The sequence below is a fragment of the Curvibacter sp. Hmag1.1 genome (assembly GCF_059769165.1).
The window spans coordinates 1,243,032-1,267,500 of record NZ_JBMBGX010000002.1 but is presented as its reverse complement, the minus strand read 5'-3'; the positions used below and the strand labels follow the sequence as shown (position 1 = coordinate 1,267,500).

Sequence of the window (24,469 nt, the reverse complement as noted above, 5' to 3'; positions counted from 1 at the left end):
ATAGCCCCGTACGTGAAATGACCTGTGTGGTACTGAGCTTGCGAAAAGTAGGGCGGGACACGAGAAATCCTGTCTGAATATGGGGGGACCATCCTCCAAGGCTAAATACTCATCATTGACCGATAGTGAACTAGTACCGTGAGGGAAAGGCGAAAAGAACCCCGGGAGGGGAGTGAAATAGATCCTGAAACCGCATGCTTACAAAAAGTAGGAGCCCGCAAGGGTGACTGCGTACCTTTTGTATAATGGGTCAGCGACTTACATTCAGTGGCAAGGTTAACCGAATAGGGAAGCCGTAGAGAAATCGAGTCCGAATAGGGCGTCTAGTCGCTGGGTGTAGACCCGAAACCAAGTGATCTATCCATGGCCAGGATGAAGGTGCCGTAACAGGTACTGGAGGTCCGAACCGACTAGTGTTGCAAAACTAGCGGATGAGCTGTGGATAGGGGTGAAAGGCTAAACAAACTTGGAAATAGCTGGTTCTCTCCGAAAACTATTTAGGTAGTGCCTCAAGTATTACCTGCGGGGGTAGAGCACTGTTTTGGCTAGGGGGTCATGGCGACTTACCAAACCAATGCAAACTCCGAATACCGCAGAGTACAGCTTGGGAGACAGAGCACCGGGTGCTAACGTCCGGACTCAAGAGGGAAACAACCCAGACCGCCAGCTAAGGTCCCTAAAATTGGCTAAGTGGGAAACGAAGTGGGAAGGCTAAAACAGTCAGGATGTTGGCTTAGAAGCAGCCATCATTTAAAGAAAGCGTAATAGCTCACTGATCGAGTCGTCCTGCGCGGAAGATGTAACGGGGCTAAGCCAGTTACCGAAGCTGCGGATTTGCAATTTATTGCAAGTGGTAGGAGAGCGTTCTGTAAGCCTGTGAAGGTGCGTTGTAAAGCGTGCTGGAGGTATCAGAAGTGCGAATGCTGACATGAGTAGCGTTAAAGGGGGTGAAAAGCCCCCTCGCCGTAAGCGCAAGGTTTTCTACGCAACGTTCATCGGCGTAGAGTGAGTCGGCCCCTAAGGCGAGGCAGAGATGCGTAGCTGATGGGAAACAGGTCAATATTCCTGTACCGATGTGTAGTGCGATGTGGGGACGGAGAAGGTTAACTCAGCCAACTGTTGGACATGTTGGTTCAAGCTTGTAGTCGTGCCTGGTAGGCAAATCCGCCGGGCTTAGATGAGGAGTGATAACGAGAGTGCTTGCACTCGAAGTGAGTGATACCCTGCTTCCAGGAAAAGCCACTAAGCTTCAGCTACACACGACCGTACCGCAAACCGACACTGGTGCGCGAGATGAGTATTCTAAGGCGCTTGAGAGAACTCGGGAGAAGGAACTCGGCAAATTGACACCGTAACTTCGGAAGAAGGTGTGCCTTTAGTAGGTGAAGTCCCTCGCGGATGGAGCCCAATGAGGTTGCAAAAAATCGGTGGCTGCGACTGTTTATTAAAAACACAGCACTCTGCAAACACGAAAGTGGACGTATAGGGTGTGACGCCTGCCCGGTGCTGGAAGATTAAATGATGGGGTGCAAGCTCTTGATTGAAGTCCCAGTAAACGGCGGCCGTAACTATAACGGTCCTAAGGTAGCGAAATTCCTTGTCGGGTAAGTTCCGACCTGCACGAATGGCGTAACGATGGCCACACTGTCTCCTCCCGAGACTCAGCGAAGTTGAAATGTTTGTGATGATGCAATCTCCCCGCGGAAAGACGGAAAGACCCCATGAACCTTTACTGTAGCTTTGTATTGGACTTTGAACAGATCTGTGTAGGATAGGTGGGAGGCTTTGAAGTAGGGTCGCTAGATCTTATGGAGCCAACGTTGAAATACCACCCTGGTGTGTTTGAGGTTCTAACCTAGGTCCATTATCTGGATCGGGGACAGTGCATGGTAGGCAGTTTGACTGGGGCGGTCTCCTCCCAAAGCGTAACGGAGGAGTTCGAAGGTACGCTAGTTACGGTCGGACATCGTGATGATAGTGCAATGGCATAAGCGTGCTTAACTGCGAGACTGACAAGTCGAGCAGATGCGAAAGCAGGACATAGTGATCCGGTGGTTCTGTATGGAAGGGCCATCGCTCAACGGATAAAAGGTACTCTGGGGATAACAGGCTGATACCGCCCAAGAGTTCATATCGACGGCGGTGTTTGGCACCTCGATGTCGGCTCATCTCATCCTGGGGCTGTAGCCGGTCCCAAGGGTATGGCTGTTCGCCATTTAAAGAGGTACGTGAGCTGGGTTTAAAACGTCGTGAGACAGTTTGGTCCCTATCTTCCGTGGGCGCTGCAGATTTGAGGAAGCCTGCTCCTAGTACGAGAGGACCGGAGTGGACACACCTCTGGTGTATCGGTTGTCACGCCAGTGGCATTGCCGAGTAGCTAAGTGTGGAAGAGATAACCGCTGAAAGCATCTAAGCGGGAAACTCGTTTCAAGATGAGATCTGCCGGGGCCTTGAGCCCCCTGAAGAGTCGTTCAAGACCAGGACGTTGATAGGTCGGGTGTGGAAGCGCAGTAATGCGTTAAGCTAACCGATACTAATTGCTCGTGCGGCTTGACCCTATAACTTTGATGCACGCAAGTGCTTCAAGGAAGTTATGCCAAGTTGACGCATTCAAATGACCATCTCACAGCGAGATGGCGTCGTAAAAGACAAGCTGATTAGCTCTATAAATTGGTTGCCCAGACCTTGAGTCTGGGTGACAACAAGTTATGCCTGACGACCATAGCGACTTGGTACCACTCCTTCCCATCCCGAACAGGACAGTGAAACGAGTCAGCGCCGATGATAGTGCGGATCCCCGTGTGAAAGTAGGACATCGTCAGGCTATTACAGTCGAAAAAACCCTACCGGATCCGGTAGGGTTTTTTTTCGTCTTCGCTTTCCAAAGCCGGACCCTAATTCAGCTGGTTCATCCACTCGCTTTCGCGTTTTTTGATGATTTCCAGGAAGTTCTCTAGGGCGTATTGTTCTCGAGCCATATTTGCAAAGGTTTCAAAACCTTCTTCGAGAAACTGTTGCAATGTGGAAAGATTTGCAGCCGCCGCAGGGCGGCGCATTGCGCGTAGCGTTAGCTTTATCCCGGGTAATCTGGTTACTTTGCCTAATTTGCTCCCCAGTTGAATGACACGCTCTAACTGGGACTTCCGATCTCTAGTCCGTCCGACATCTCGCCACGTTTGTTGATACAGACTATCGTCAAGGCGACTGTCCACAAGAGCGCAATCCAAGTTGCTTGAAATTGAAGCAGCCATTGCGGCGTCCAATTCTTCCGTAATTGCATGGAGGTCTGCCAGAGCCACTGCGATATCAACGATAGACCTTGGGAAGAGACGCTCCACTGCACCTGCGATCTTTGAGAATTCGGCATCTCGTTGGCTGAAATCTTTTGGACTATAAAGCTCGTCTAGGAAGAAGCGACAAGCTGGACCATAAGTGTCTGAAGCTAGCAAATCTTGATACGTTGCCTCGAATCTGCGGCATTGATACGCTTTCACCAAACTCAATGCGCGCAAAACAGCGGGCGAACTGCGACTTTGCAGCCTAAGTACCTCTACTTGCGCCAATGCTTCTCTAATCTGTTGTTTCCCTCGTGGTGAATTCATCAGCCGAAGTGTAGGAAAACTGTGTGCACATTTGGTAGTGCTCTTAGCGATTAGAGGCCCCATGCAAAACGAAACTAGGGGAAACCCTTATAGTTCCGCCATGTGTGCAAATAAGACCGCCCTCCAAGGCTCACCGTCGATACAAACGGTGCGAGGTCCAGCGAGTGTGGCGCAATTTCTCAACATAAGAACTTTAGGCCCCAATCACCGGGCGCGTTTGATGCGTCACCTGATAGCGTTGGGTCCACAAGACAGGTATCTCCGGTTCGGCTATACCGCCAGTGACCAGCAGATTGCGAATTACGTTGAGCGACTGGATTTTGTCAACGATGCCGTGTTCGGCGTGTTCAATAACCGTCTTGAGATCGTTGGGATGGCGCATTTGGCAACCTACATGGACGCTGATGGGTCGAGCGTCGGAGATTTTGGGGTTTCAGTTAGTCCATCAGCACGTGGGCAAGGGATTGGTGGCCGACTCTATGAACGAGCGGCTTTACATGCCCGCAATGAAGGCGTGGATGTTCTGCAAATCCAGGCGCTGGCTGAAAACGCGACAATGTTGGCCATTGCTCGTAAACGTGGGGCTACGGTTCACCGGTATGGCCCGGAATCAGAAGCCTATCTCAAGCTGCCACGCCCAGACTTGGAGTCCCGTCTCAGTGAACTCCTTGAGGAGAGCTGGGCCAATTTGCAATATGGCGCCAAGGCGCACACAAGAATTTTTTGTGGCCTCATCGCAGGGTTTCAGTCTTTACGAAAAAGCGCTACCTCCGCAACGAAAGCGTGCTCACCGTAGTCAGGTCTCATTGCAATAACTGAGTGAAATACAAATCCGCTATCCTAGGGGCTTCGAAATCACCGCCCTCAAGGGCACACCTCTAGTGTCAGACCCGCATCCTGCGCGAAACTTTGAAAAAGAAGACAAGCGCACATTTCTCCAGAAGCTCGCTGAGTTCATCCATCCTGGCCCCGATTCCACCGCAGAGTTGATCGAAACACTCGCCGAGGCTGAGGACAACAACATCATCGGTGCGGAATCACGGGTGATGCTCGAAGGCGTGATCCGGATGGCGGACATGACCGCTGGTGATGTGATGGTACCTGCGACACGCATGGACTTGCTGGATATCCAGTCCGCTCCGGACGTTTTGATGCATGCCGTGATTGACACGGCGCACTCCAGATTTCCCGTGTTCGATGGCGAGCGAGAAAACATCATTGGCATCCTGATGGCCAAGGACTTGCTGAAACTTCAGCGTGCCCCAGAGCTCAACATCAGGGCCTTGCTGCGGCCCGCTGTATTTGTGCCAGAGTCAAAGGGCTTGAATGACTTGTTGCGCGACTTCAGGGGCAATCGCAACCACTTGGCGATCGTGATCGATGAATTCGGCCGGGTAGCTGGCTTGATCACCATTGAAGACGTCTTGGAACAGATAGTGGGCGAAATCGAAGACGAATTCGATATCGCAGAAGACGAAGGCGACATTTTTGCCCTAGCGGATAAGACTTATCGGGTGAGCGGCGACACACCGCTTGAGCGAATCAATGAAGCCTTTACGGTCACCATGGAGGCTTCTGATCCTGATGACACTTTTGACACCATCGGAGGCCTCATTGCCCATGAGATGGGCCATGTCCCAAAGCGGGGTGAACGTCACAGCTTGTGTGGGCTCGACTTCCTGGTGCTCCACACCAAAGGAGGTGCCGTGAAGTGGTTCAAGGTGTCGTACACCCCCGATAACGCACTACCTGGCTGATGGACCGCAAGTCGGCAGGAGCGCGACGCAATGAAGTGGCGTCGTTGCCTATCATTGCTTTTGTTTTTATAGCTGCTGCCGCACAATCTATCGGCGCGGGTTGGCCATTTGATGCTGGAGTACTGCAAGGCCAAACCATCTGGTGGTTGCAGACGGTCTCCATGGCGGCATTTGTGGTGGCAGTTGCCAGACTAAATACACCCGCCAGTGCAGCGCGATATACATGGGCATTCGCTACCACGTGGTTATCCACCACCTTCTGGTGGCTGTTTGTTGCCATGCACACTTACGGTGGCTTGCCGGCACTGCTGGCCGTCATTGCCGTCATCGCATTGGCAGCGGCTTTGGGAGCCTACTACGCAATAGCAATATGGCTGTGGCGCAAGTGGTTCCCGGTACATAACACTTTGGCCATAGGCGCATTTGCCGCACTCTGGTTGATGGCCGAAATGGCACGCGGAACATGGCTCACGGGCTTCGGCTGGGGCGCTATAGGTTATGCCCATGTGGATGGGCCACTTGCCGCGTACTTGCCTTGGATAGGGAGCTACGGCGTATCAGGTTTGGCGGCCTTGTGGGCCGCAGTCTTGGCCATAGCTTGGACTCATCGCCGGTGGGGGCCTGCCGTCGCGATCAGCGCATTGCTATGCATCCCCTCCGTATTGCCCGCTGGCTGGAATGCGTTCACTGAGGCCACCAACACTCTGCAAGTGACCCTTCTGCAAGGCAATATTCCGCAGGATGAGAAGTTTGAAACCGGGAGTGGCGTGCCACTGGCCTTGCAGTGGTATCGCAATGCGCTGAACCAAAGCACAAGCGATCTGGTCATCGCGCCTGAAACCGCAATTCCCTTGCTGCCACAGCAATTGCCAGATGGCTATTGGGATGCGTTGACCACCCGATTCATGCAGGGCACCCAGTCAGCGCTCATCGGCATCCCTTTGGGCAGTTTCAAAACCGGATACACCAACTCGGTCATCGGCTTGACGCCAAGTGAGCAAAGGGTGTGGCAATACGATAAGCATCACTTGGTGCCTTTTGGAGAGTTCATCCCGCCACTGTTCAAGTGGTTCACCCAGCTCATGAATATTCCGCTGGGCGATTTCAACCGTGGGCCCTTGGGGCAGGCTTCATTGCCTGTACGCGGTGAACGCGTCGCACCAAACATCTGCTACGAAGACCTCTACGGTGAAGAGCTCGCCACACGGTTTACGGACACCTCCACGTCCCCCACCATCTTTGCGAACGTGAGCAACCTCGGTTGGTTCAACAACACGGTCGCTCTGCAGCAGCATCTCACCATCTCCCGGGTGCGAGCCTTGGAATTTCAGCGCCCCTTTGTGCGTGCCACCAATACAGGCGCCACTGCATTCCTGTCACATGAGGGCAAAGTGATTGACATGCTGCCCCCATTGACCCGCGGTGTGCTCCATGGGCAGGTGCAAGGCCGCACCGGTTTGACGCCGTTTGCGTGGTGGGCCTCACGTTTCGGGCTCTGGCCACTCTGGATCGTGTCCTTGGTGATCGTGGCTGTCGCCCTCAACAAACGCAAGCCGCGCTAAAGCTGGCCGCAAGCGGCGGTGCGTGGCGGCAGAACCACGTCCACCCCCGTAAAATGCGAGGTTTACTTGAACGCAGCTTGCCCTGCACCGGCCACGGCCGGAGATTGCACTCACACCATGCTTACTTTTCAGCAAATCATTCTTCGCCTCCAGGACTACTGGGACCGCCAGGGTTGTGCGCTCCTGCAGCCTTATGACATGGAAGTGGGTGCAGGCACTTCGCACACAGCTACCTTTTTGCGCGCCATCGGCCCGGAGCCTTGGAAGGCCGCGTATGTTCAGCCCAGCCGCCGTCCCAAGGATGGCCGCTATGGCGAGAACCCCAACCGCCTGCAGCACTACTACCAATACCAGGTGGTGCTCAAGCCCGCACCCGCCAACATCCTCGAGCTGTACCTCGGCTCCTTGGAGGCACTGGGCTTCGATCTCAAGAAAAACGACATCCGCTTTGTGGAAGACGACTGGGAAAACCCCACGCTGGGCGCATGGGGCCTGGGCTGGGAAGTCTGGCTCAACGGCATGGAAGTCACCCAGTTCACCTACTTCCAGCAGGTTGGCGGCATCGACTGCAAACCCGCCACTGGCGAGATTACCTACGGCCTTGAGCGCTTGGCCATGTACTTGCAAGGCGTGGACAACGTCTACAACCTGCAGTGGACAGAAACCATGAAGTACGGTGACGTGTATCACCAGAACGAAGTCGAGCAGTCCACCTACAACTTCGAGCACAGCGACGCTGACTTCCTGTTCACCGCCTTCAACGCGCACGAGAAGCAGGCCAAATACCTGATGGAGCAGCAGCTCGCACTGCCCGCCTACGAGCAAGTACTGAAATGCGCCCATAGCTTCAACCTGCTGGACGCCCGGGGTGCCATCAGCGTGACTGAGCGTGCTGCCTACATCGGCCGCATCCGTAATCTGGCGCGCAGTGTGGCGCAGGCCTACTACGAGAGCCGGGAGCGATTGGGCTTCCCCATGGCGCCGCGCGAGTGGATTGAACAGATGCCCAAGAAGGCCGCGTAAGCGCACGGAGAAACAAAGACATGACAACAAAAAACCTTCTGGTAGAACTGTTTGTAGAAGAGCTGCCCCCCAAGGCATTGAAAAAGTTGGGCGAAGCGTTTGCCACGGTGCTGGCGGACTCCCTCAAGGCCCAGGGCCTGGTGGCAGCAGATGCGGCCGTGACGCACTTCGCATCGCCCCGTCGTTTGGCTGTGCACGTGGCTGCGGTCGCCCCCCAAGCTGCAGACAAAGCGGTCTCGCAAAAGCTGATGCCCGTGGCTGTGGGCCTGGACGCATCCGGTAACGCCACCCCCGCCTTGCTGAAAAAGCTGCAAGCCCTGGGCGCGGATGCCAGCGCCGTGCCAGCTCTCAAACGCGCCAAGGATGGCAAGGCTGAAGCTTTGTTCTATGACAGCATGGTCAAGGGTGCCACTCTGGTGGATGGCCTGCAGAAGGCCTTGCTGGAGACCATCGCCAAGCTGCCCATCCCCAAGGTCATGAGCTACCAGCTGCAAAGCGGTTGTGAACTGCCCGGCTGGACTAGCGTGAGCTTCGTGCGCCCTGCGCACGGCCTGGTGGCATTGCACGGCAGCGACGTGGTGCCGGTGCAAGCGCTGGGCCTGCAATCCGGCAACCGCACTGAAGGCCACCGCTTTGAGGCGGCAGTGTCTCCCGTCGTGATTGCGGATGCCGATGCTTATGCGGCTACGCTGGCCAAAGACGGCGCCGTGATCGCCAGCTTTGCGGAACGCCGCGCAGAAATCGTTCGCCAGCTGGATGCTGCAGCAGCCCAGGTGGGCGGTGGATGCAAACCCATTGAAGATGACGCCCTGCTGGACGAAGTAACCGCACTGGTCGAGCGCCCGAACGTGCTGATTTGTGAGTTCGAAGCCCAGTTCCTCGAAGTGCCGCAGGAATGCCTGATTCTCACCATGAAGGCCAACCAGAAGTACTTCCCGTTGCTCGACGCTGCCGGCAAGCTCACCAACAAGTTTTTGGTGGTGTCCAACATCAAGCCCGACGATGCCAGTTTCGTCATCGGCGGCAATGAACGCGTGGTGCGCCCCCGTTTGGCCGATGCCAAGTTCTTCTTCGACCAGGACCGAAAAAAGACTCTTGCTTCCCGCGTGGAAGGTCTGGGCAAGGTCGTGTACCACAACAAGCTGGGTACCCAGGGCGAGCGCGTGGAGCGCGTGCGAGCCATTGCCAAAGCCATTGCATCCCAAATTGGCGACGCAACGCTGGTGGTGCAGGCCGATCAAGCGGCCCAGTTGGCCAAGACCGATCTGGTCACCGACATGGTCGGCGAGTTTCCTGAATTGCAAGGCATCATGGGCGGCTACTACGCCCTGAACGACGGCTTGGGCGAAACCGTAGCCCATGCCATTGAGGACCACTACAAGCCCCGCTTTGCCGGCGACGCTTTGCCTCGCAATACCGCCGGTCTGGTGGTAGCGCTGGCTGACAAGTTGGAAACCCTGGTCGGCATGTTCGGCATCGGCAATTTGCCTACCGGCGACAAAGACCCGTTTGCCCTGCGCCGTCACGCGCTGGGCGTGATCCGCATGCTGGTCGAGAAAGACCTGCCGCTGGATGTGTCTGCGCTGGTCCAAAGCGCGGTACCCGCATTCGGCAGCTTGATCACGGATGCGTCCGTTGCGCTGGTCGATTTCATGTTTGACCGCTTCGCCGGCTCCCTGCGCGAGAAGGGTTACAGCGCTCAAGAGGTCGACGCCGTGCTGGCCCTGCGCCCGCAGCGCTTGGGTGATGTGGCCAAGCGCCTCGTCGCAGTGCGCGCCTTCGCCGCCTTGCCGGAAAGTCCCGCCCTGGCAGCCGCGAACAAGCGCATCAGCAACATCCTCAAGAAGACCGACGATGTGGATGCGCATGTGAGCGAAGTGCTGTTGCAAGAGGCCGCAGAAAAAGCTCTTTTCGCTGCCATGCAAACTGTCTTGCCTCAAGCGCAAGGTCAATGGCAGGCGGGTGACTACACCGCTTCGCTGCAATCGCTGGCCGCCCTGCGCGCGCCGGTGGACGCCTTCTTTGAAGATGTGATGGTCAACGCCGAACAGATGGACCTGCGCCTGAACCGTTTGGGCTTGCTCAAAAGCCTGCATGTCGCCATGAACCGCGTGGCTGATTTGTCCAAATTGGCAGCTTGACCTGAAGCCTTCCCATGAAACTCTGCATTCTCGACCGCGACGGCACCATCAACGAAGACAGTGCGGAGTTCGTGAAGTCTCCTAACGAATGGCGCCCCTTGCCCGGCGCGCTGGAAGCCATTGCCAAGCTCAACCATGCCGGATGGCACGTGGTGGTGGCGACCAACCAGAGCGGCTTGGGGCGAGGCCTGTTCGACGTGGTGTCCCTCAACGCCATGCACGCCAAGATGCACTCCATGCTCGCCGCAGTCGGCGGCAAGGTCGATGCCATTTTTTACTGCCCCCATGCGCCGGATGACCAATGCCGCTGCCGCAAGCCCGAACCGGGCTTGTTCGAGCAGATTGGCGAGCGCTTTGGCATCGACCTGAAGGGCATGCCCTGCACCGGGGACTCGCCGAGGGACCTGATTGCCGGCGCTGCGGTAGGTTGCGAGCCGCATCTTGTGCTTACCGGCAAAGCGGCATCCCTGCGCGGCAGGCCCTTGCCGGACAACTACCCGCCCGGTACGGTCGTCCATGACGACCTGATGGCATTTGCCGATTACCTGGTAGCCCGGCCATGAGCGGCATGCCTCCCTACACTGCAGTCCCCACCCAAAAGCGTCCCAACTGGTTCATGGCTGTGCTGCGCTCCTGCCTGCACATGCTGTGGATGCTGGTGACAGTGATTCCCTGGGGAATCATCATGCTGGTCGCCTCCATCCGTGTGCGCGGCAAACCGCTGTGGTGGATGGCGGTGCGCTGGCTCAGTTGGGCCATCGGTGGTGCGCGCGTGCTGCTGGGCATTCGTACCCACGTGATCGGCTGGGAGAACCTGCCGACCGGTGATACCGCACCGGCGATTCTGCTGGTCAAGCACCAGTCCACCTTCGAGACCTTTTTGATGCCTACGCTCATGCCCCACCCGCTGGCGTATGTGTTCAAAAAAGAACTGCTCTATGTGCCGTTTTTCGGCTGGGCCATGGGGCGCCTGGACATGATCCACATTGACCGTAGCCAGCGTGCGGAATCGTTCAGCAAAGTGGTGGAGCAGGGCAAACGCCTGTTGGCCCAAGGCATCTGGGTCATCATGTTCCCTGAGGGCACCCGCATTCCCCGGGGCCAGACCGGCACCTACAAATTGGGCGGCACCCGCCTCGCCGTGGCGACCGGCGCGCCGGTGATTCCGGTGGCCGTGACCAGCGCCAAATGCTGGCCGCGCAAGGCCTTCATCAAGACGCCCGGCGTGGTGGAAGTGTCTATCGGCAAGCCCATCCCCAGCGAAGGCCGCGACCCCAAAGAGCTGATGGCCGAGGTGCAAACCTGGATCGAAGCGGAAATGCGCCGCCTGGACCCCGAGGCCTACCCCGCCAAGGGCTGAGACGGCGCGCGCCATGCATCCGCTGCTGCGCTTTACGCTGGATCTTTTTGAGCCTTTTGAGGCCCCCGCGCCCGTAGATGTTGCGCGAGCAGCTCCTAAAAAAGTAGCAAAAAGGCGCTCGCCACCAAGCATAGGGATGACACCGGTGACGCCGGTGACGGCCCTTCCAACTTTACCGGCCGGCCCCTTCGAGCCCGGTCAGCCGCTTCCGCAGGCCATTGCCCCGGTGAGCTACAGCCACCCGCAAGCCACCCGTGAAGTGCGCTTGGACGGTGCCGTGGTGCGCTACGCCTTTGCCCGCGGCAAGAGGCGCACCATCGGCTTTGTGGTCGGTCCTGACGGTCTGGCCGTGCGTGCACCCCGCTGGACCCCTCTGTACGAGGTGGATGCGGCCTTGCAAGAAAAAGCAGGCTGGATTTTGCGCAAGCTGCATGAAACCCGGGAGCGCGTCACGCGCCAGGAGCATGCGCAGGTGGAATGGGCGCAGGGGGCCGAGTTTCCTTTTCTGGGCGACACCGTACGCATTGCCCTGGACGCAGCCCACGGCTTCAGTGCCAAAGGGGCCGCGCTGGATGAGGTGCCCGATGCAGACGGTGTGCGCCAGCTGCGTGTGGCCTTGCCCCAAACAGCCAGTCCGACGCAAATCCGGGATGCCGTGCAAGCCTGGCTCATGCGTCAGGCCAAGGCCTTGTTTGTGCAACGGCTGGACCATTTCGCCCCCCTGTTGCAGGTGCAATGGAAGAAACTGAGTCTGAGCAACGCCGGCACACGATGGGGCAGTGCCAAAAGCGATGGCTCGATCCGACTGAACTGGCGGCTTATTCACTTCCGGCAGGAGGTCGTGGACTATGTGGTCGCCCATGAACTCAGCCATTTGCGGGTGATGGACCACAGCCCCCGCTTCTGGGACACGGTACGTACCGTGGTGCCTGATTACGCTGAGCTACGTCACAGCCTCAAGGACCCGGCGATCCCGAAGTGGTGAGCGGGCTAGCCGGCTTGGGGGTGGTCTGCGTGATTGCGACCCCACCAGACTGCCGCTCCGCCCATCAGTGCCATTCCCACGACGAGCACCGTGATGACGCCCCGCGCATCTGCACCGTGGGCGCCCACACCCACCGCCAGGCCGGCGAGGGGTTGGGTGAGGTTGTTGAGCAGCACGACCACACCACTGGTTTTGCCGAAGTCCTGCGGAGGAATGATGCGCTGGCGGCCGGCGCGGATGTAGACGCTGAACATCTTGTCAAACCCGATTACCAGCAAAAAGCCCATTGCATAGACCAGGGGGTGCACGGCCCACGCCGTCATCAGCCCACCCACGAGCAGCAGGGTGTAAGACCACACCCCCAAAGCATGCCCGCGCCAATTCACACGCGCCACCCAGGCCAGCACCAACACCGTGACTACCGCGCCCGCAGTCTGCAGCTGCGCATAGCGTGCATCGCTTTGGCCCAGTAGTCCGGTAACCATGGCCGCTGCGGTAGCTTGGGTCACGCCCACCACGAGGTTGACGCCTGCCGCCAGTGCGATCAGCGGCTTGAGGCCGGGCAAGCGGGCAATGTGCTGCAGCGCTACGCGCAGGGGTATCCACCAGCTATCGCCTGACGCATTTCGGCCTTGCGGTAAATCACCCGTGTGATGACGCTGCCACCACGCGAGCCCGGCATCGGCCACGATGAAGAGCAAAGCGCTGCAACCCAGCACCCCTTGCCAAGGCCACACCGCCAGAGCGGCGGCTGCGACCACGGGCCCGGCCACCATGCCGAGCTGGTCGGCGATCTGCGCATGGGCCAGTACCCGCTCAAATCGTTCGCCGGGAAAGATGTGGGGCAATAGCACCTCACGCGCCATCACCCCCTGGGTGGTGAACACACCGCAGGCGGCGGACACCAGCACCAGCGCGACCAGTGCGGGCTGGCCCTCCAGCGCAAAGCCCGCCGCCAAGCCGGCCATGCAGCTCAGCGCGCGCAGGGCCTGGCTTTGGCGCAGCAGGCGCATGGGGGGATGCCGGTCGCTCAGTACCCCGCAAATGGGAAAGGCGACAAAGCGGGTGAGCGTTTCCACAAAAAAGGCCATGCCGGTCCACGACGCGCTGCCCGTCTGCTGGTACACCACCAGCGGCACCAGAAACAGCAAAACCTGGTCCGCCAATCGGGAAAGCAACAGGGAGCCGTAGAAACTGAGGTGGTGGGTGCGCGCCATGGTTGCACTCTAGCGCGCCGGAAGCCGCCCGTAGGCCGCGGGCGGGGCAGGAGAGCCGCGTTCTGGTTTAGTAACCCGCTTTTCTTTTGATTCATAATTGACGTTTACGTAAACGTCAACTTTGCGCGGCGACGCGAAGCCTTTGCCCTTGCCACCACCCGCCACGAACGAACCATGAGCACCACCTACAGCATCAGCGATCTGGCCAGAGAGTTTGACCTGACCACCCGTGCCATCCGCTTCTACGAAGACTTGGGGCTTTTGCAGCCGGAGCGGACCGGCCCCGGCGGTCGCAACCGGGTGTACAGCGGGCGTGATCGTACCCGCCTCAAGCTCACCTTGCGGGCCAAGCGCCTGGGCCTGAGCCTGACGGAGGCCAAAGACATCATTGAGATGTACGACAGCCCCCGCGACACCGGCGCCCAGCTCCAGAAGTTTCTGGACGTGTTGGCCGCTCACCGCAAACAGGTGGAAGAGCAAATGGCCGACCTGCAAGCCAACCTGGACGAGATCAAGGTGCACCAGCGTGAGGCCAAGGCTCTGCTCGCCAAGAGTGAACTCAAGATCAGCAAACCAGCCGCCAAGGCCCTGGCTACCAAGCCCGCAGCCAAAGCGGGCGGCAAGAAGGCGGCATAAAGGCCGCATAGAGGCGCTGCGCGTCACTGCGCTTTCACACAGACACACTACAACGAGGAGACCACCATGAGCAACCTGCCCGGACTGAACTACCAACTCGGCGAAGACATAGACGCCCTGCGCGATGCCGTGCGCGAGTTTGCCCAAGCCGAAATCGCCCCCCGTGCCGCTGAGATCGACCGCACTGACCAATTTCCCATGGACCTGTGGCGCAAGATGGGCGACCTGGGCGTGCTCGGCATCACTGTGGGCGAAGAATATGGTGGCGCCAACATGGGCTACCTGGCCCACATGGTGGCCATGGAAGAAATCAGCCGTGCCAGCGCCTCGGTGGGCCTGAGCTATGGTGCGCACAGCAACCTGTGCGTGAACCAGATCAAGCGCAACGGCACACCCGAACAGCGTGCCAAGTACCTGCCCAAACTCATCACCGGCGAGCACGTGGGTGCCTTGGCCATGAGTGAGCCCGGCGCCGGCAGCGATGTGCTGAGCATGAAGCTCAAGGCCGAAGACAAAGGCGGCTACTACCTGCTCAACGGCAACAAGATGTGGATCACCAACGGCCCGGATGCGGATACCTTGGTGGTCTATGCCAAGAGCGAGCCCGAGCTGGGCGCGCGTGGAGTGACCGCTTTCCTGATCGAAAAGTCTATGCCCGGCTTCAGCATCGCGCAAAAGCTGGACAAACTGGGCATGCGTGGCAGCCACACGGGCGAGCTGGTGTTCAACAACGTGGAAGTGCCGTTGGCCAACGTGCTGGGGCAGGTCAATGGCGGCGCCAAGGTGCTGATGAGCGGCTTGGACTATGAGCGCGCGGTGCTTTCCGGCGGGCCGCTGGGCATCATGCAGTCCGTGATGGACAACGTGATCCCTTACATCCACGACCGCAAGCAGTTCGGCCAGAGCATCGGCGAATTCCAGCTCATTCAGGGCAAGGTGGCCGACATGTACACCGTGCTTCAGGCTGGCCGGGCCTTCGCCTACACCGTGGCCAAGAACCTGGACTTGCTGGGCGCGGAGCATGTGCGCCAGGTCCGCAAGGATTGCGCTTCCGTCATTTTGTGGACGGCCGAGAAGGCCACCTGGATGGCGGGCGAGGGCGTGCAAATTTTCGGTGGCAACGGCTACATCAACGAGTACCCGCTGGGGCGCTTGTGGCGCGATGCCAAGTTGTATGAAATCGGGGCGGGTACCAGTGAGATCCGCCGCATGCTCATCGGACGGGAGCTGTTCGCTGAGACAATGTGAGGCTTATGAAATCCGCCATTGCACGCACCCTGACATCCATTCTCCACGGCACCCTGCGCGGCTTGATGCGCGCGTGGGTGCTCATCGTGCCCCTGGTGGTGGCGCTGAGTTTGATCCGGTGGGGGCAACTGGCGTATTTCTGGCCTCAGGGCTACCACGCGAGCAGCGGTGATGTCGCGACCGTCGCCTTGCAGGGCTTCCGGTTTGACCTGAAGGTCAGCGCCATCGCTGGTTTTTTGCTGCTCTTGGTGCTGCCTTGGGTGTCAGGCAAGGCGCACAAGCGCATCGTGGCAGGGTTGGCGCTGCTGTATGTGATGCTGTCGCTGATCAACCTGCATTACTTCGGCTTCTACAAAACTCCTATCGATTCCCTGATCTTCGGGCTGGCGGAGGACGATACCGCCGCCGTGCTCAAGACCATCTGGCACGACTTTCCGGTCATCTGGACGCTGCTGCTGGCAGCCGTGCTCACCTGGGGATCAGTGGCATTGCATAGTGTGCTTGCGCACCGCATTCAGCCGGATACAGTGCTGCACACCCGCCACGCGGTGGTCAAGCTGGTGGTCGTGATCGTGGCGTTTTTCGCCTTGGCGTTTGCAGGCAAAGGCACCATCCGGGAAATGGCGCTGCAGCGCCAGCACTTGACGGTGACCACCTCCCAGTTTTTGAACGACATGGTGCCCAACGGCATCATTGCACTCAAATACGCGTGGGACAGCCGCGGCCAGTCGCAGGATTTGTCAGACCCGAATGTGGGCGTCAAGGCCATGGGCTTCCGCTCCCCGCTGGCGGCGGCGGAGGCCTTGGGCCTGCCGCATGCGAACGATGCGGAAGTCAAGGCCGCGCTGTTTGCGCACGACCCCTTGCCCGCAGGTGCTACCAAAAAGAACCTGATGTTCTTCCTGATGGAGTCCTGGAGCGCCGAGCCCATGCTCTACCAGAGCCCCACGTTCGACGTGCTGGGCCGCATGGCGCCCACCTTGCAGAACGCCTGTTACTTCAAGAATTTTGATTCCGCCCACGCGGGGACCCACCCGTCGCTGGAAGCGATTCTGTATTCCACGCCCATCACGCCGCTCACCCTCGGCGATGCGGGTCGCCGCACCATTCCCTGGACCGTGGCGCAAGTGGCCAAGGAAGAGGGTTACCAGACCCTGTTTGTCACCTCGGCCCGCTCCGGCTGGCGCGACCTGAACCGCGTTCTCAAGGTGCAGGGCTTTGACGAAGTGGTCGACGCCAACAACCTCAAGGAAGCCTACCCGGAAGCCGTGTTGGGCATCTGGGGCGTGTGGGACGACTACGTCTTCAAGTACCTGAGCAAACGCATGGCTGCGCAGCCCAAGGACAAGCCCATTTTTGTGTTTGTGCTCACCAGCACCAACCACCCGCCTTACGACCTGCCCGCCGACTACAAGCGCGTGCCGCGCGACATGGCGCAGTGGAAGGGCGAGACCAGCTCCGAGACACTGATTCCCAACCTCGACACGTACCACTACGCCACTGACTTGCTGGGCGGCTTTGTGCAAGACGTGCAAAAGGGTCCGCTCAAAGACAACACCATCATTGCCGGTACCGGGGACCACAATGTCCGCTCCTTCGGGGTGTATGCCGATGCCAGCCGGCGCTACCTGGTGCGCCAGGTACCGTTTGTGATTTGGGGTAGCAAGCTCCAATGCGGCAACCAGCTGGAACAACCGGCCAGCCACCGTGACATGTTCAACACCCTGTTCCCGCTGGCGGGCATTCAGGGGAACTACATCAACGCAGGGCGCAATTTGCTCAAAGACCTGCCCGCGCAACCGGATGCCCTGAACGCGCCACGGGCTGTGTTTTTCACAGGCGAAGCGCGCAATGCGCAGGGCATGTGGCAGCTGGGCAACCCCAAGTCTTTTGTGTGCACTTCGTCCAAGCCTTCCCAGCAATGCGAGTTCAATGCCTTGGACGATCAGCAGGAACGTGCCCGGTACGCACTCCTCGATTGGAACGTGCGCGTCTCGCTTCATAAATAATCGGGGTCTATGACCGACAAACTCAACGATCTCTTTTCCAGCAACCGCGCATGGGCCGCGGAGATGGAGCGCACCCGTCCCGGCTTTTTCACCGGGCTGGCCAATCAGCAAAAGCCCAAGTACATGTGGATCGGCTGCTCCGACAGCCGGGTGCCCGCCAACGAAATCATCGGTTTGGCGCCGGGAGAAATTTTTGTGCACCGTAACGTGGCCAACGTGGTGGTGCATTCGGATCTGAATGCACTGTCCACCATTCAGTTCGCGGTGGAGCGGCTCAAGGTCAAGCATGTGATGGTCGTGGGCCACTACGGCTGCTCGGGCGTGCAAGCAGCGCTCGAAGGTGCCCGCATCGGCCTGGCCGACAACTGGCTGCGCCATATCCAGGACGTGCGGGACCGCCACCGCGATATCCTGGACGCGATCCCCGACCACGGCAAAGCCGCCGCCTTGTGCGAGCTCAATGTGATCGAACAGGTGATCAACGTCGCGCAAAGCACCGTGCTGCAAGACGCCTGGGCCGCTGGGCAAGAAGTGACGCTGCATGGCTGGGTGTACGGCGTGCACGACGGCCTGGTGCAGGACCTGCACATGACGGTGGGCCGCGAGGACAACCTCGATGCGCTGTACCGGGAAGCCATTTCCGGTGTGCGGCTCATGCCCCGTCATCCGCGTTAAGCATCAGAACGGCCTGTGGCGCCCATGGAATATGCGCGAGCAGCTATCAAAAATATAGTGAATCTCGCGCATGTTTCCTACCCGGCTTGACTCTTCGGTTGCCTACGACATCGCGCGGGCTCTGCTCGACGGCTTCAACCGCCACTACCAGCTCTTTCGCACCGAGAGTGCGCGGGCCAAGCACCGGTTTGAAACCCGCGACTGGCATGGCCAGCAACGCGCCCAGCGGGAGCGCATCGAGTTTTACGGCTTGCGGGTGCAAGAGTGTTCGCGCCGGCTGGAGCGCGAGTTCAAGGCCGGCGAGCAGGGCGCCGAGGTGTGGCAGCAGATCAAGCTCCATTACATCGGTCTGTTGGTGAATCACCATCAGCCGGAACTGGCCGAGACCTTTTTCAATTCGGTGACCACCAAAATCCTTCACCGCAGCTACTTCCAGAACGATTTCATTTTCGTGCGTCCTGCGGTCAGCACCGAGTACATCGAAAACCTGGACGCGCCGGGCGCCCGCTACCAACCCACCTACCGCTGCTACTACCCTACCTTGGACGACGTGCAGGCGCAGCTGGTGCGCATGGTGCAGGACTTTGACTTGCGGGTGCCGTTTGAAGACCTGGAGCGGGATGCCCGCAACGTGCTGGCGGTCATGACCCGGCAGTTGGGTGAAGCCAAATTGCTCGCCAACTTTCAGGTGCAGGTGCTCTCCAGCCTGTTCTTCCGGAACAAAGGTTGCTACATCATCGGCAAGCTGATCAACGGCTATACCGAAGCCGGCTTTGCCCTGCCGGTGCTGCACAGCAAAGACGGCCAGCTGCGCATAGATGCGGCCCTGTTCGGGGAGGATGATCTTCTGCGCCTCTTCAGTTTTGCGCGGGCCTACTTCATGGTGGACATGGAGATCCCCAGCGCCTATGTGCAGTTTCTGCGCAGCATGATGCCGCGCAAACCGCGCAACGAAATCTACAACGCACTGGGGCTGGCCAAGCAGGGCAAGACCCTGTTTTACCGCGACTTTCTGCACCACCTGCAGCACAGTAGCGACAAGTTCCGCATTGCAGCCGGTATCAAGGGCATGGTGATGCTGGTGTTTGACCTGCCCAGCTACCCTTATGTGTTCAAGGTCATCAAAGACTACTTTCCGCACCAGAAGGAAACGACCCGCGAGCAGGTCATGGGCAAGTACCAACTGGTCAAGCAGCACGACCGCGTAGGCCGCATGGCCGATACGCTGGATTATGGCGATGTGGCTTTCCCTCGTGATCGTTTCAGTGAAGAGCTGATTGCCGAGCTGCAGCAGTTTGCGCCCAGCCAACTGGAGATCAGCGACCGCGATGGTGACGGCCGCACCGAGGTCATCCTCAAGCACGTCTACATCGAGCGCCGCATGATCCCGCTCAATATGTACCTGCAAGAAGCCTTTGATGCGGGCGGCGCGGACCGCAACAACCAGAGCCCCGCGGCCCTGCGGGCACGGCACCAGATTGAGCGCTCGGTGATCGACTATGGCTATGCCATCAAAGACATGGTCGCCGCCAACATCTTCCCCGGCGACATGCTCTGGAAGAACTTCGGCATCACCCGTAACAACAAGGTCGTGTTTTACGACTACGACGAGATCGAATACCTCACCGATTGCAACTTCCGCAAAGTGCCCGAGCCACGGAACGAGGAAGAAGAAATGTCCGGCGAGATATGGTACGCCGTCGGCCCGCGCGATGTGTTTCCCGAAACCTTTGCCCCTTTTCTGCTGGGCAATCCTATGGTGCGAGACGTGTTCATGCAATACCACGCCAACCTGCTGGACCCCGCCTTCTGGCAGACGCAGAAGGAGCGTATTGCGGCGGGGTACGTGCACGACGTGTACCCATATGAGAAGGAAAAACGCTTCACACGGCTGTGAGTTTTTTACTTTGTCGTACACTCCGACCTGCCCGGGGTGCGCAGTGGTTGCGCTGAGATGGATACCAAACCCGTGAACTTGATCTGGTTCATACCAGCGTAAGAAGTGCAGAGCAGTGCCCCCGGCCGTGTGCCGTGCGGGCTGTGGCTCATTCCAAGTTTTCGGGGGCATGTGTTTCTCTTTCTTCGGGCGTTAACCCGGAGATTTCCCAGTGAACGCACCCGACAAGCTTGCCCAGTTCATCCGCCTCACGCGCGAACCGCTTCCCGCTTCCACCAAACGTTATCTGCAAGGCAGCCGCCCAGACATTCAGGTGCCGCTGCGCGAAATCATGCAGAGCAATGGCGAGGCCATCACGGTGTACGACACCTCCGGCCCCTACACCGACCCGCGTGCCCACATCGACGTGCGCTCGGGCTTGCCGCTAGTGCGTGAGCAGTGGATTGCCGGCCGTGGCGACACCGAGTTGTACGAAGGCCGTAAACCCTTTGCGCTGGACGACGGACTGAAGAACGGCGAGACCGATGCCCTGGCCGCCTTGCGCGCCCAAGCCGCCGGCCTGCAGCGCCAACCCCGCCGGGCCAAGAGTGGCGCCAACGTGACCCAGATGCACTACGCGCGCAAAGGCATCGTCACCCCTGAGATGGAATACGTCGCCCTGCGTGAGAACCAGAACCTGGAGTGGCATGCGCAATACCTGAGCAACGCAGACCGCGAGAAGCGTCTGGCCGGCAACAGCTTTGGCGCCAGCATCCCCAAGGTGGTGACGCCCGAGTTCGTGCGCGATGAAGTGGCCCGCGGCCGCGCCATCATCCCTGCCAACATCAACCACAACGAGCTGGAGCCCATGGCGATTGGCCGCAACTTCCTGGTGAAGATCAACGCCAACATCGGCAACTCGGCAGTGACGTCCAGCATCGAGGAGGAAGTCGAAAAACTGGTCTGGTCCATCCGCTGGGGGGCCGACACGGTGATGGATTTGTCCACCGGCAAAAACATCCACACCACGCGCGACTGGATCGTGCGCAACAGCCCGGTGCCCATCGGCACGGTGCCGATTTACCAGGCGCTGGAAAAAGTGGGCGGCATTGCCGAAGACCTGACTTGGGCAATCTTCCGCGACACGCTGATAGAACAAGCTGAGCAGGGCGTGGACTACTTCACAGTGCATGCCGGCGTGCGCCTGCCCTTCATCCACCTGACCGCGAATCGCGTGACCGGCATCGTCTCCCGCGGTGGCTCCATCATGGCCAAGTGGTGCATTGCGCACCACAAAGAGAACTTTCTGTACACGCATTTCGATGAGATGACGGAGATCATGCGCGCGTACGACGTGAGCTACTCGCTGGGTGATGGTCTGCGCCCCGGCTCTGGTGCTGATGCGAATGACGAGGCCCAGTTTGCCGAGCTGCACACCCTGGGCGAGCTCACACACAAGGCTTGGCAGCAGGATGTGCAGGTCATGATCGAAGGCCCCGGCCACGTGCCCATGCACATGGTGCAGGCCAACATGACCGAGCAGCTCAAGCACTGCGGTGAAGCGCCGTTCTACACCCTCGGGCCGCTGACCACCGACATCGCGCCGGGCTACGACCACATCACCAGCGGCATTGGCGCGGCCATGATCGGCTGGTTCGGCACCGCCATGCTCTGCTACGTCACGCCCAAGGAGCACTTGGGTTTGCCCGACCGCGAAGACGTGAAGACCGGCATCATCACCTACAAGATTGCCGCCCACGTGGCCGACGTGGCCAAGGGTCACCCGGGTGTGCGGGCGCGGGACGATGCGTTGTCCAAGGCGCGCTTTGAGTTCCGCTGGATGGACCAGTTCAACCTCTCGCTGGACCCCGACACGGCCAAGCAGTTTCACGACGAGACCCTGCCGGCCGAAGGCGCCAAGGTTGCGCATTTCTGCTCCATGTGCGGCCCCAAGTTCTGCTCCATGAAGATCACCCAAGAGGTGCGTGACTACGCCAAGAACTTGGGCGTGAGCGAGGAGCAGGCGCTGCAGTCTGGGATGGACGTGATGTCGGGCGAGTTCAAAAAGGTGGGCGGGGAAATCTACATCCCCATCAACCCTGTGAAGGCCGCGACCGACGACGCCAAGGCCTGACGATGGCTCTGCGCATAGGCATTGCCGGCGCGGGTGTGCTCGGGCGGCTGCTGGCGTTCACGCTCAGCCGCGCGGGCCACGACGTGCAGGTATTTGACCCGGCCTCCGGCCCCGGCCCGCGTGCGGAGTCCGGCTCGCAGGCTGCAGGCGGGACCGCTGCTGGCATGCTGAGCCCTGTGGCCGAGCTGGAGCGCGCGGGCGCTGAGGTGTTTGCGCTGGGCGTGCGCTCTTGCCATCTCTGGCCGCAGATCGTGCAGGCGCTCTCTGAGCCGGTGGCCTTGCACATGCACGGCAGCCTGCTGCTGGCCCACCGCAGCGATGCGGGCGCGGCCCAGCGTGTGGTCGGGTTGCTGCAAGCCAAGGCCGATGCGCCGTACCAACCGCAGTCTTTGACCATGGATGCACTGCGCGCGCTGGAGCCAAGCATCCAAGGTCCGGCGTTGGCTTGGCTGCTGCCCAGTGAGGGACAGATTCACCCCATTCAGGCGCTGCAGGCGCTGGCCGCACAAGCTACAGCGCAAGGTGTGCAGTGGCACTGGGATAGCACTGTCACGACCTTGGACGCAGGTGTCATCCATGCCGGTGAAACACAACATCGCTTCGACCATGTGTTCGACGTGCGCGGCGTAGGCGCCAAGCCCGCATTGCCGGTGCGTGGTGTACGCGGCGAGGTATTCTGGCTGCACGCGCCCGGCGTGCCTTTGCACCGCCCGGTGCGCCTGATGCACCCGCGCCACTCGATCTACATGGTGCCCCGCCCTGGCGATGTGATCGTGGTGGGCGCCAGCGAGATCGAAAGCGAAGACCGCTCGCCCGTGTCCCTGCGCAGCACGCTGGAACTGTTGAGTGCAGCACACAGCGTGATGCCGGCACTCGCTGAAGCGCGCGTGGTGCACACCGAAACCAACCTGCGCCCGGCGCTACCCGACAACCTGCCGACCATCCGCCACAGCACAAGCACAACCGAAATCAACGGACTCTTCCGCCACGGCTGGCTCATCGCCCCGTCACTGGTGGAGCAGGCATTGCAAGAGCTCAAGCTATGACCACCACAGACACCGAGCCAACGACCATCACCATCACGGTGAACGGCACCCCGGAAACCACAAGCGCACGAACCCTACAAGCCTGGGTAGACGCACGCTGTGTGCTACCCGCCGCACTCGCCACCGCCGTCAACGGCAACTTCGTACCCCGCAGCCAGCGCGCCCAGCAGCCGCTGGCAGAGGGCGACACCATCCTCACCTTTCAACCCATCGAAGGCGGTTGACCCATGACTACACACATGAATGGCGAAGCGGTGGATCAACTTACTGCATCACAAAAGATCGATGGACTCGAACGCTCAACCGCCACACAAAGTGACTTGGCGGCAGCGTGTTCTGCGCAGGTCAAGGAGGAGCCCGCGCAGCGGGCGGGGGACACGGAGCAGAGCACACTGCCGCCAAGTCGCCTCGAAGAAGCTAGCGAATGGCACATAGGCGGAAAAGCATTGACCAGCCGCTTCTTCTTGGGCACCGCAGCCTACCCCTCGCCCCAAATCCTCCAAGACGCCATCCAAGCCTCCGGCGCCCAAGTCGTCACCATGGGCCTACGCCGCCAACTCGCCCACGGAGCCGAGGCGGGTGACTTCTTCTCCCTCATCCAAGCCACGGGCGCCCACCTGCTCCCTAACACCGCCGGCTGCCACACCGCCCGCGAAGCCGTCACCCTGGCCCACATGGCCCGCGAACTGTTTGATACGACCTGGATCAAGCTCGAAGTCGTGGGCGATGCCCACACTTTGCAGCCTGACCCCTTCGAGCTGCTGGCCGCCGCCACGCAGCTGGTGAGAGACGGTTTTGAAGTCTTTCCCTATTGCATGGACGACCTGGTGAGCTGCCAGCGCCTGCTGGATGCCGGCTGCAACATCCTCATGCCCTGGGGCGCGCCCATAGGCTCGGGGCAGGGGCTGGTCAACCCCGGCGCGCTGCGCACCCTGCGGGCCCGCCTGCCTGGTGTGCCCCTCATCGTCGATGCCGGCATCGGCTCGCCGGCCGATGCGGTGCACGCCATGGAACTGGGGCTGGACGCGGTGCTGCTCAACAGCGCTGTGGCCCATGCGGTAGATCCGGTGCGCATGGCCCGCGCGTTCAAGCTCGGCATAGCATCCGGCCGCTTGGCCTATGAAGCCGGCGTCATGCCCCGCCAGGACATGGCGGTCGCGTCTACCCCGGTCTCGGGCTACCCCATCTTGCTGTGAGT

19 protein-coding genes, 2 rRNA genes and 1 riboswitch (1 of these 22 running past the window's edge) are annotated in these 24,469 nt (G+C 59.7%); of the genes, 19 read left to right on the top strand and 2 right to left on the bottom strand.

Annotation, left to right across the window (positions count from 1 at the left end; all coding sequences use genetic code 11):
- Both ACOAP0_RS06540 and rrf read left to right on the top strand, forming a co-directional pair.
- A 23S ribosomal RNA gene (locus ACOAP0_RS06540) occupies positions 1-2,558 on the top strand; it begins 318 nt to the left of the window's first position.
- A 153-nt stretch (positions 2,559-2,711) separates the two neighbouring features.
- Positions 2,712-2,824 (top strand): 5S ribosomal RNA (gene rrf / locus ACOAP0_RS06535).
- A 70-nt stretch (positions 2,825-2,894) separates the two neighbouring features.
- Here rrf and ACOAP0_RS06530 read toward each other — a convergent pair.
- Positions 2,895-3,602, bottom strand: coding sequence for an FFLEELY motif protein (locus tag ACOAP0_RS06530; RefSeq protein ID WP_498375086.1), 708 nt, complete (start codon positions 3,600-3,602; stop codon positions 2,895-2,897).
- 220 nt (positions 3,603-3,822) lie between these two features.
- Between ACOAP0_RS06530 and ACOAP0_RS06525 the strand changes: the two genes are divergently transcribed.
- The 8 genes from ACOAP0_RS06525 to ACOAP0_RS06490 all read left to right on the top strand — a co-directional run bounded on the left by ACOAP0_RS06525 (position 3,823) and on the right by ACOAP0_RS06490 (position 12,430).
- A complete protein-coding gene (locus ACOAP0_RS06525) occupies positions 3,823-4,398 on the top strand; it encodes a GNAT family N-acetyltransferase (RefSeq protein ID WP_498375087.1) in 576 nt (191 codons plus the stop codon).
- 85 nt (positions 4,399-4,483) lie between these two features.
- Positions 4,484-5,359, top strand: a complete 876-nt coding sequence (locus tag ACOAP0_RS06520) for a CorC family transporter (protein ID WP_498375088.1) — start codon at positions 4,484-4,486, stop codon at positions 5,357-5,359.
- A 35-nt stretch (positions 5,360-5,394) separates the two neighbouring features.
- Positions 5,395-6,921, top strand: coding sequence for an apolipoprotein N-acyltransferase (gene lnt / locus ACOAP0_RS06515; RefSeq protein ID WP_498375089.1), 1,527 nt, complete (start codon positions 5,395-5,397; stop codon positions 6,919-6,921).
- A 117-nt stretch (positions 6,922-7,038) separates the two neighbouring features.
- Complete coding sequence (glyQ, locus tag ACOAP0_RS06510; protein WP_087495186.1) at positions 7,039-7,944, top strand: glycine--tRNA ligase subunit alpha; 906 nt, start codon at positions 7,039-7,041, stop codon at positions 7,942-7,944.
- 20 nt (positions 7,945-7,964) lie between these two features.
- Positions 7,965-10,085, top strand: a complete 2,121-nt coding sequence (gene glyS / locus ACOAP0_RS06505; RefSeq protein WP_498375090.1) for a glycine--tRNA ligase subunit beta — start codon at positions 7,965-7,967, stop codon at positions 10,083-10,085.
- 14 nt (positions 10,086-10,099) lie between these two features.
- On the top strand, positions 10,100-10,648 hold the full coding sequence (gmhB, locus tag ACOAP0_RS06500) for a D-glycero-beta-D-manno-heptose 1,7-bisphosphate 7-phosphatase (protein WP_087495184.1): 549 nt from the start codon (positions 10,100-10,102) through the stop codon (positions 10,646-10,648).
- Positions 10,649-10,701: 53 nt separating this feature from the next.
- Positions 10,702-11,445, top strand: a complete 744-nt coding sequence (locus ACOAP0_RS06495; RefSeq protein WP_498376084.1) for a lysophospholipid acyltransferase family protein — start codon at positions 10,702-10,704, stop codon at positions 11,443-11,445.
- Between the two features lie 13 nt (positions 11,446-11,458).
- A complete protein-coding gene (locus tag ACOAP0_RS06490; RefSeq protein WP_481872496.1) occupies positions 11,459-12,430 on the top strand; it encodes a M48 family metallopeptidase in 972 nt (323 codons plus the stop codon).
- Positions 12,431-12,435: 5 nt separating this feature from the next.
- Here the strand turns inward: ACOAP0_RS06490 and ACOAP0_RS06485 are convergent, their stop codons facing one another.
- The gene (locus ACOAP0_RS06485) at positions 12,436-13,647 is read right to left on the bottom strand and encodes an MFS transporter (protein WP_498375091.1); all 1,212 of its coding nucleotides are present in this window, start codon (positions 13,645-13,647) and stop codon (positions 12,436-12,438) included.
- A gap of 174 nt (positions 13,648-13,821) precedes the next feature.
- Between ACOAP0_RS06485 and ACOAP0_RS06480 the strand changes: the two genes are divergently transcribed.
- The 9 genes from ACOAP0_RS06480 to ACOAP0_RS06440 all read left to right on the top strand — a co-directional run bounded on the left by ACOAP0_RS06480 (position 13,822) and on the right by ACOAP0_RS06440 (position 24,467).
- Positions 13,822-14,283, top strand: coding sequence for a MerR family transcriptional regulator (locus ACOAP0_RS06480; RefSeq protein WP_498375092.1), 462 nt, complete (start codon positions 13,822-13,824; stop codon positions 14,281-14,283).
- 66 nt (positions 14,284-14,349) lie between these two features.
- Positions 14,350-15,531 carry an isovaleryl-CoA dehydrogenase gene (locus tag ACOAP0_RS06475; protein WP_498391349.1) on the top strand — a complete coding sequence of 394 codons (1,182 nt, stop codon included), beginning with the start codon at positions 14,350-14,352 and terminating at the stop codon, positions 15,529-15,531.
- A 5-nt stretch (positions 15,532-15,536) separates the two neighbouring features.
- Positions 15,537-17,540: an LTA synthase family protein gene (locus ACOAP0_RS06470; RefSeq protein WP_498375093.1), complete on the top strand. Its 2,004-nt coding sequence runs from the start codon at positions 15,537-15,539 to the stop codon at positions 17,538-17,540.
- Between the two features lie 9 nt (positions 17,541-17,549).
- A complete protein-coding gene (gene can, locus ACOAP0_RS06465; RefSeq protein ID WP_087495178.1) occupies positions 17,550-18,215 on the top strand; it encodes a carbonate dehydratase in 666 nt (221 codons plus the stop codon).
- A 70-nt stretch (positions 18,216-18,285) separates the two neighbouring features.
- The gene (gene aceK, locus ACOAP0_RS06460; RefSeq protein ID WP_498375094.1) at positions 18,286-20,112 is read left to right on the top strand and encodes a bifunctional isocitrate dehydrogenase kinase/phosphatase; all 1,827 of its coding nucleotides are present in this window, start codon (positions 18,286-18,288) and stop codon (positions 20,110-20,112) included.
- Between the two features lie 22 nt (positions 20,113-20,134).
- Positions 20,135-20,235: riboswitch (TPP riboswitch) on the top strand.
- 88 nt (positions 20,236-20,323) lie between these two features.
- Positions 20,324-22,225: a phosphomethylpyrimidine synthase ThiC gene (thiC, locus tag ACOAP0_RS06455; protein ID WP_498375095.1), complete on the top strand. Its 1,902-nt coding sequence runs from the start codon at positions 20,324-20,326 to the stop codon at positions 22,223-22,225.
- 2 nt (positions 22,226-22,227) lie between these two features.
- On the top strand, positions 22,228-23,271 hold the full coding sequence (locus ACOAP0_RS06450) for an FAD-dependent oxidoreductase (protein ID WP_498375096.1): 1,044 nt from the start codon (positions 22,228-22,230) through the stop codon (positions 23,269-23,271).
- Positions 23,268-23,495, top strand: coding sequence for a sulfur carrier protein ThiS (thiS, locus tag ACOAP0_RS06445; RefSeq protein WP_498375097.1), 228 nt, complete (start codon positions 23,268-23,270; stop codon positions 23,493-23,495). The genes ACOAP0_RS06450 and thiS overlap by 4 nt, the downstream gene beginning before the upstream one ends.
- Positions 23,496-23,498: 3 nt before the next feature.
- A complete protein-coding gene (locus tag ACOAP0_RS06440; RefSeq protein ID WP_498375098.1) occupies positions 23,499-24,467 on the top strand; it encodes a thiazole synthase in 969 nt (322 codons plus the stop codon).
- Positions 24,468-24,469 lie beyond the last annotated feature (2 nt).

Excerpts from the sequence above, each read along its gene's own strand:
- can (WP_087495178.1), top strand. The coding sequence starts at position 17,550 with ATGACCGACAAACTCAACGATCTCTTTTCCAGCAACCGCGCATGGGCC.
- ACOAP0_RS06450 (WP_498375096.1), top strand. The coding sequence starts at position 22,228 with ATGGCTCTGCGCATAGGCATTGCCGGCGCGGGTGTGCTCGGGCGGCTG.
- ACOAP0_RS06475 (WP_498391349.1), top strand. The coding sequence starts at position 14,350 with ATGAGCAACCTGCCCGGACTGAACTACCAACTCGGCGAAGACATAGAC.
- ACOAP0_RS06440 (WP_498375098.1), top strand. The coding sequence starts at position 23,499 with ATGACTACACACATGAATGGCGAAGCGGTGGATCAACTTACTGCATCA.
- ACOAP0_RS06490 (WP_481872496.1), top strand. The coding sequence starts at position 11,459 with ATGCATCCGCTGCTGCGCTTTACGCTGGATCTTTTTGAGCCTTTTGAG.
- gmhB (WP_087495184.1), top strand. The coding sequence starts at position 10,100 with ATGAAACTCTGCATTCTCGACCGCGACGGCACCATCAACGAAGACAGT.
- ACOAP0_RS06470 (WP_498375093.1), top strand. The coding sequence starts at position 15,537 with ATGAAATCCGCCATTGCACGCACCCTGACATCCATTCTCCACGGCACC.
- ACOAP0_RS06530 (WP_498375086.1), bottom strand. The coding sequence starts at position 3,602 with ATGAATTCACCACGAGGGAAACAACAGATTAGAGAAGCATTGGCGCAA.
- ACOAP0_RS06480 (WP_498375092.1), top strand. The coding sequence starts at position 13,822 with ATGAGCACCACCTACAGCATCAGCGATCTGGCCAGAGAGTTTGACCTG.
- glyQ (WP_087495186.1), top strand. The coding sequence starts at position 7,039 with ATGCTTACTTTTCAGCAAATCATTCTTCGCCTCCAGGACTACTGGGAC.
- glyS (WP_498375090.1), top strand. The coding sequence starts at position 7,965 with ATGACAACAAAAAACCTTCTGGTAGAACTGTTTGTAGAAGAGCTGCCC.
- ACOAP0_RS06525 (WP_498375087.1), top strand. The coding sequence starts at position 3,823 with ATGCGTCACCTGATAGCGTTGGGTCCACAAGACAGGTATCTCCGGTTC.
- thiS (WP_498375097.1), top strand. The coding sequence starts at position 23,268 with ATGACCACCACAGACACCGAGCCAACGACCATCACCATCACGGTGAAC.
- ACOAP0_RS06485 (WP_498375091.1), bottom strand. The coding sequence starts at position 13,647 with ATGGCGCGCACCCACCACCTCAGTTTCTACGGCTCCCTGTTGCTTTCC.
- aceK (WP_498375094.1), top strand. The coding sequence starts at position 18,286 with ATGTTTCCTACCCGGCTTGACTCTTCGGTTGCCTACGACATCGCGCGG.
- ACOAP0_RS06495 (WP_498376084.1), top strand. The coding sequence starts at position 10,702 with ATGGCTGTGCTGCGCTCCTGCCTGCACATGCTGTGGATGCTGGTGACA.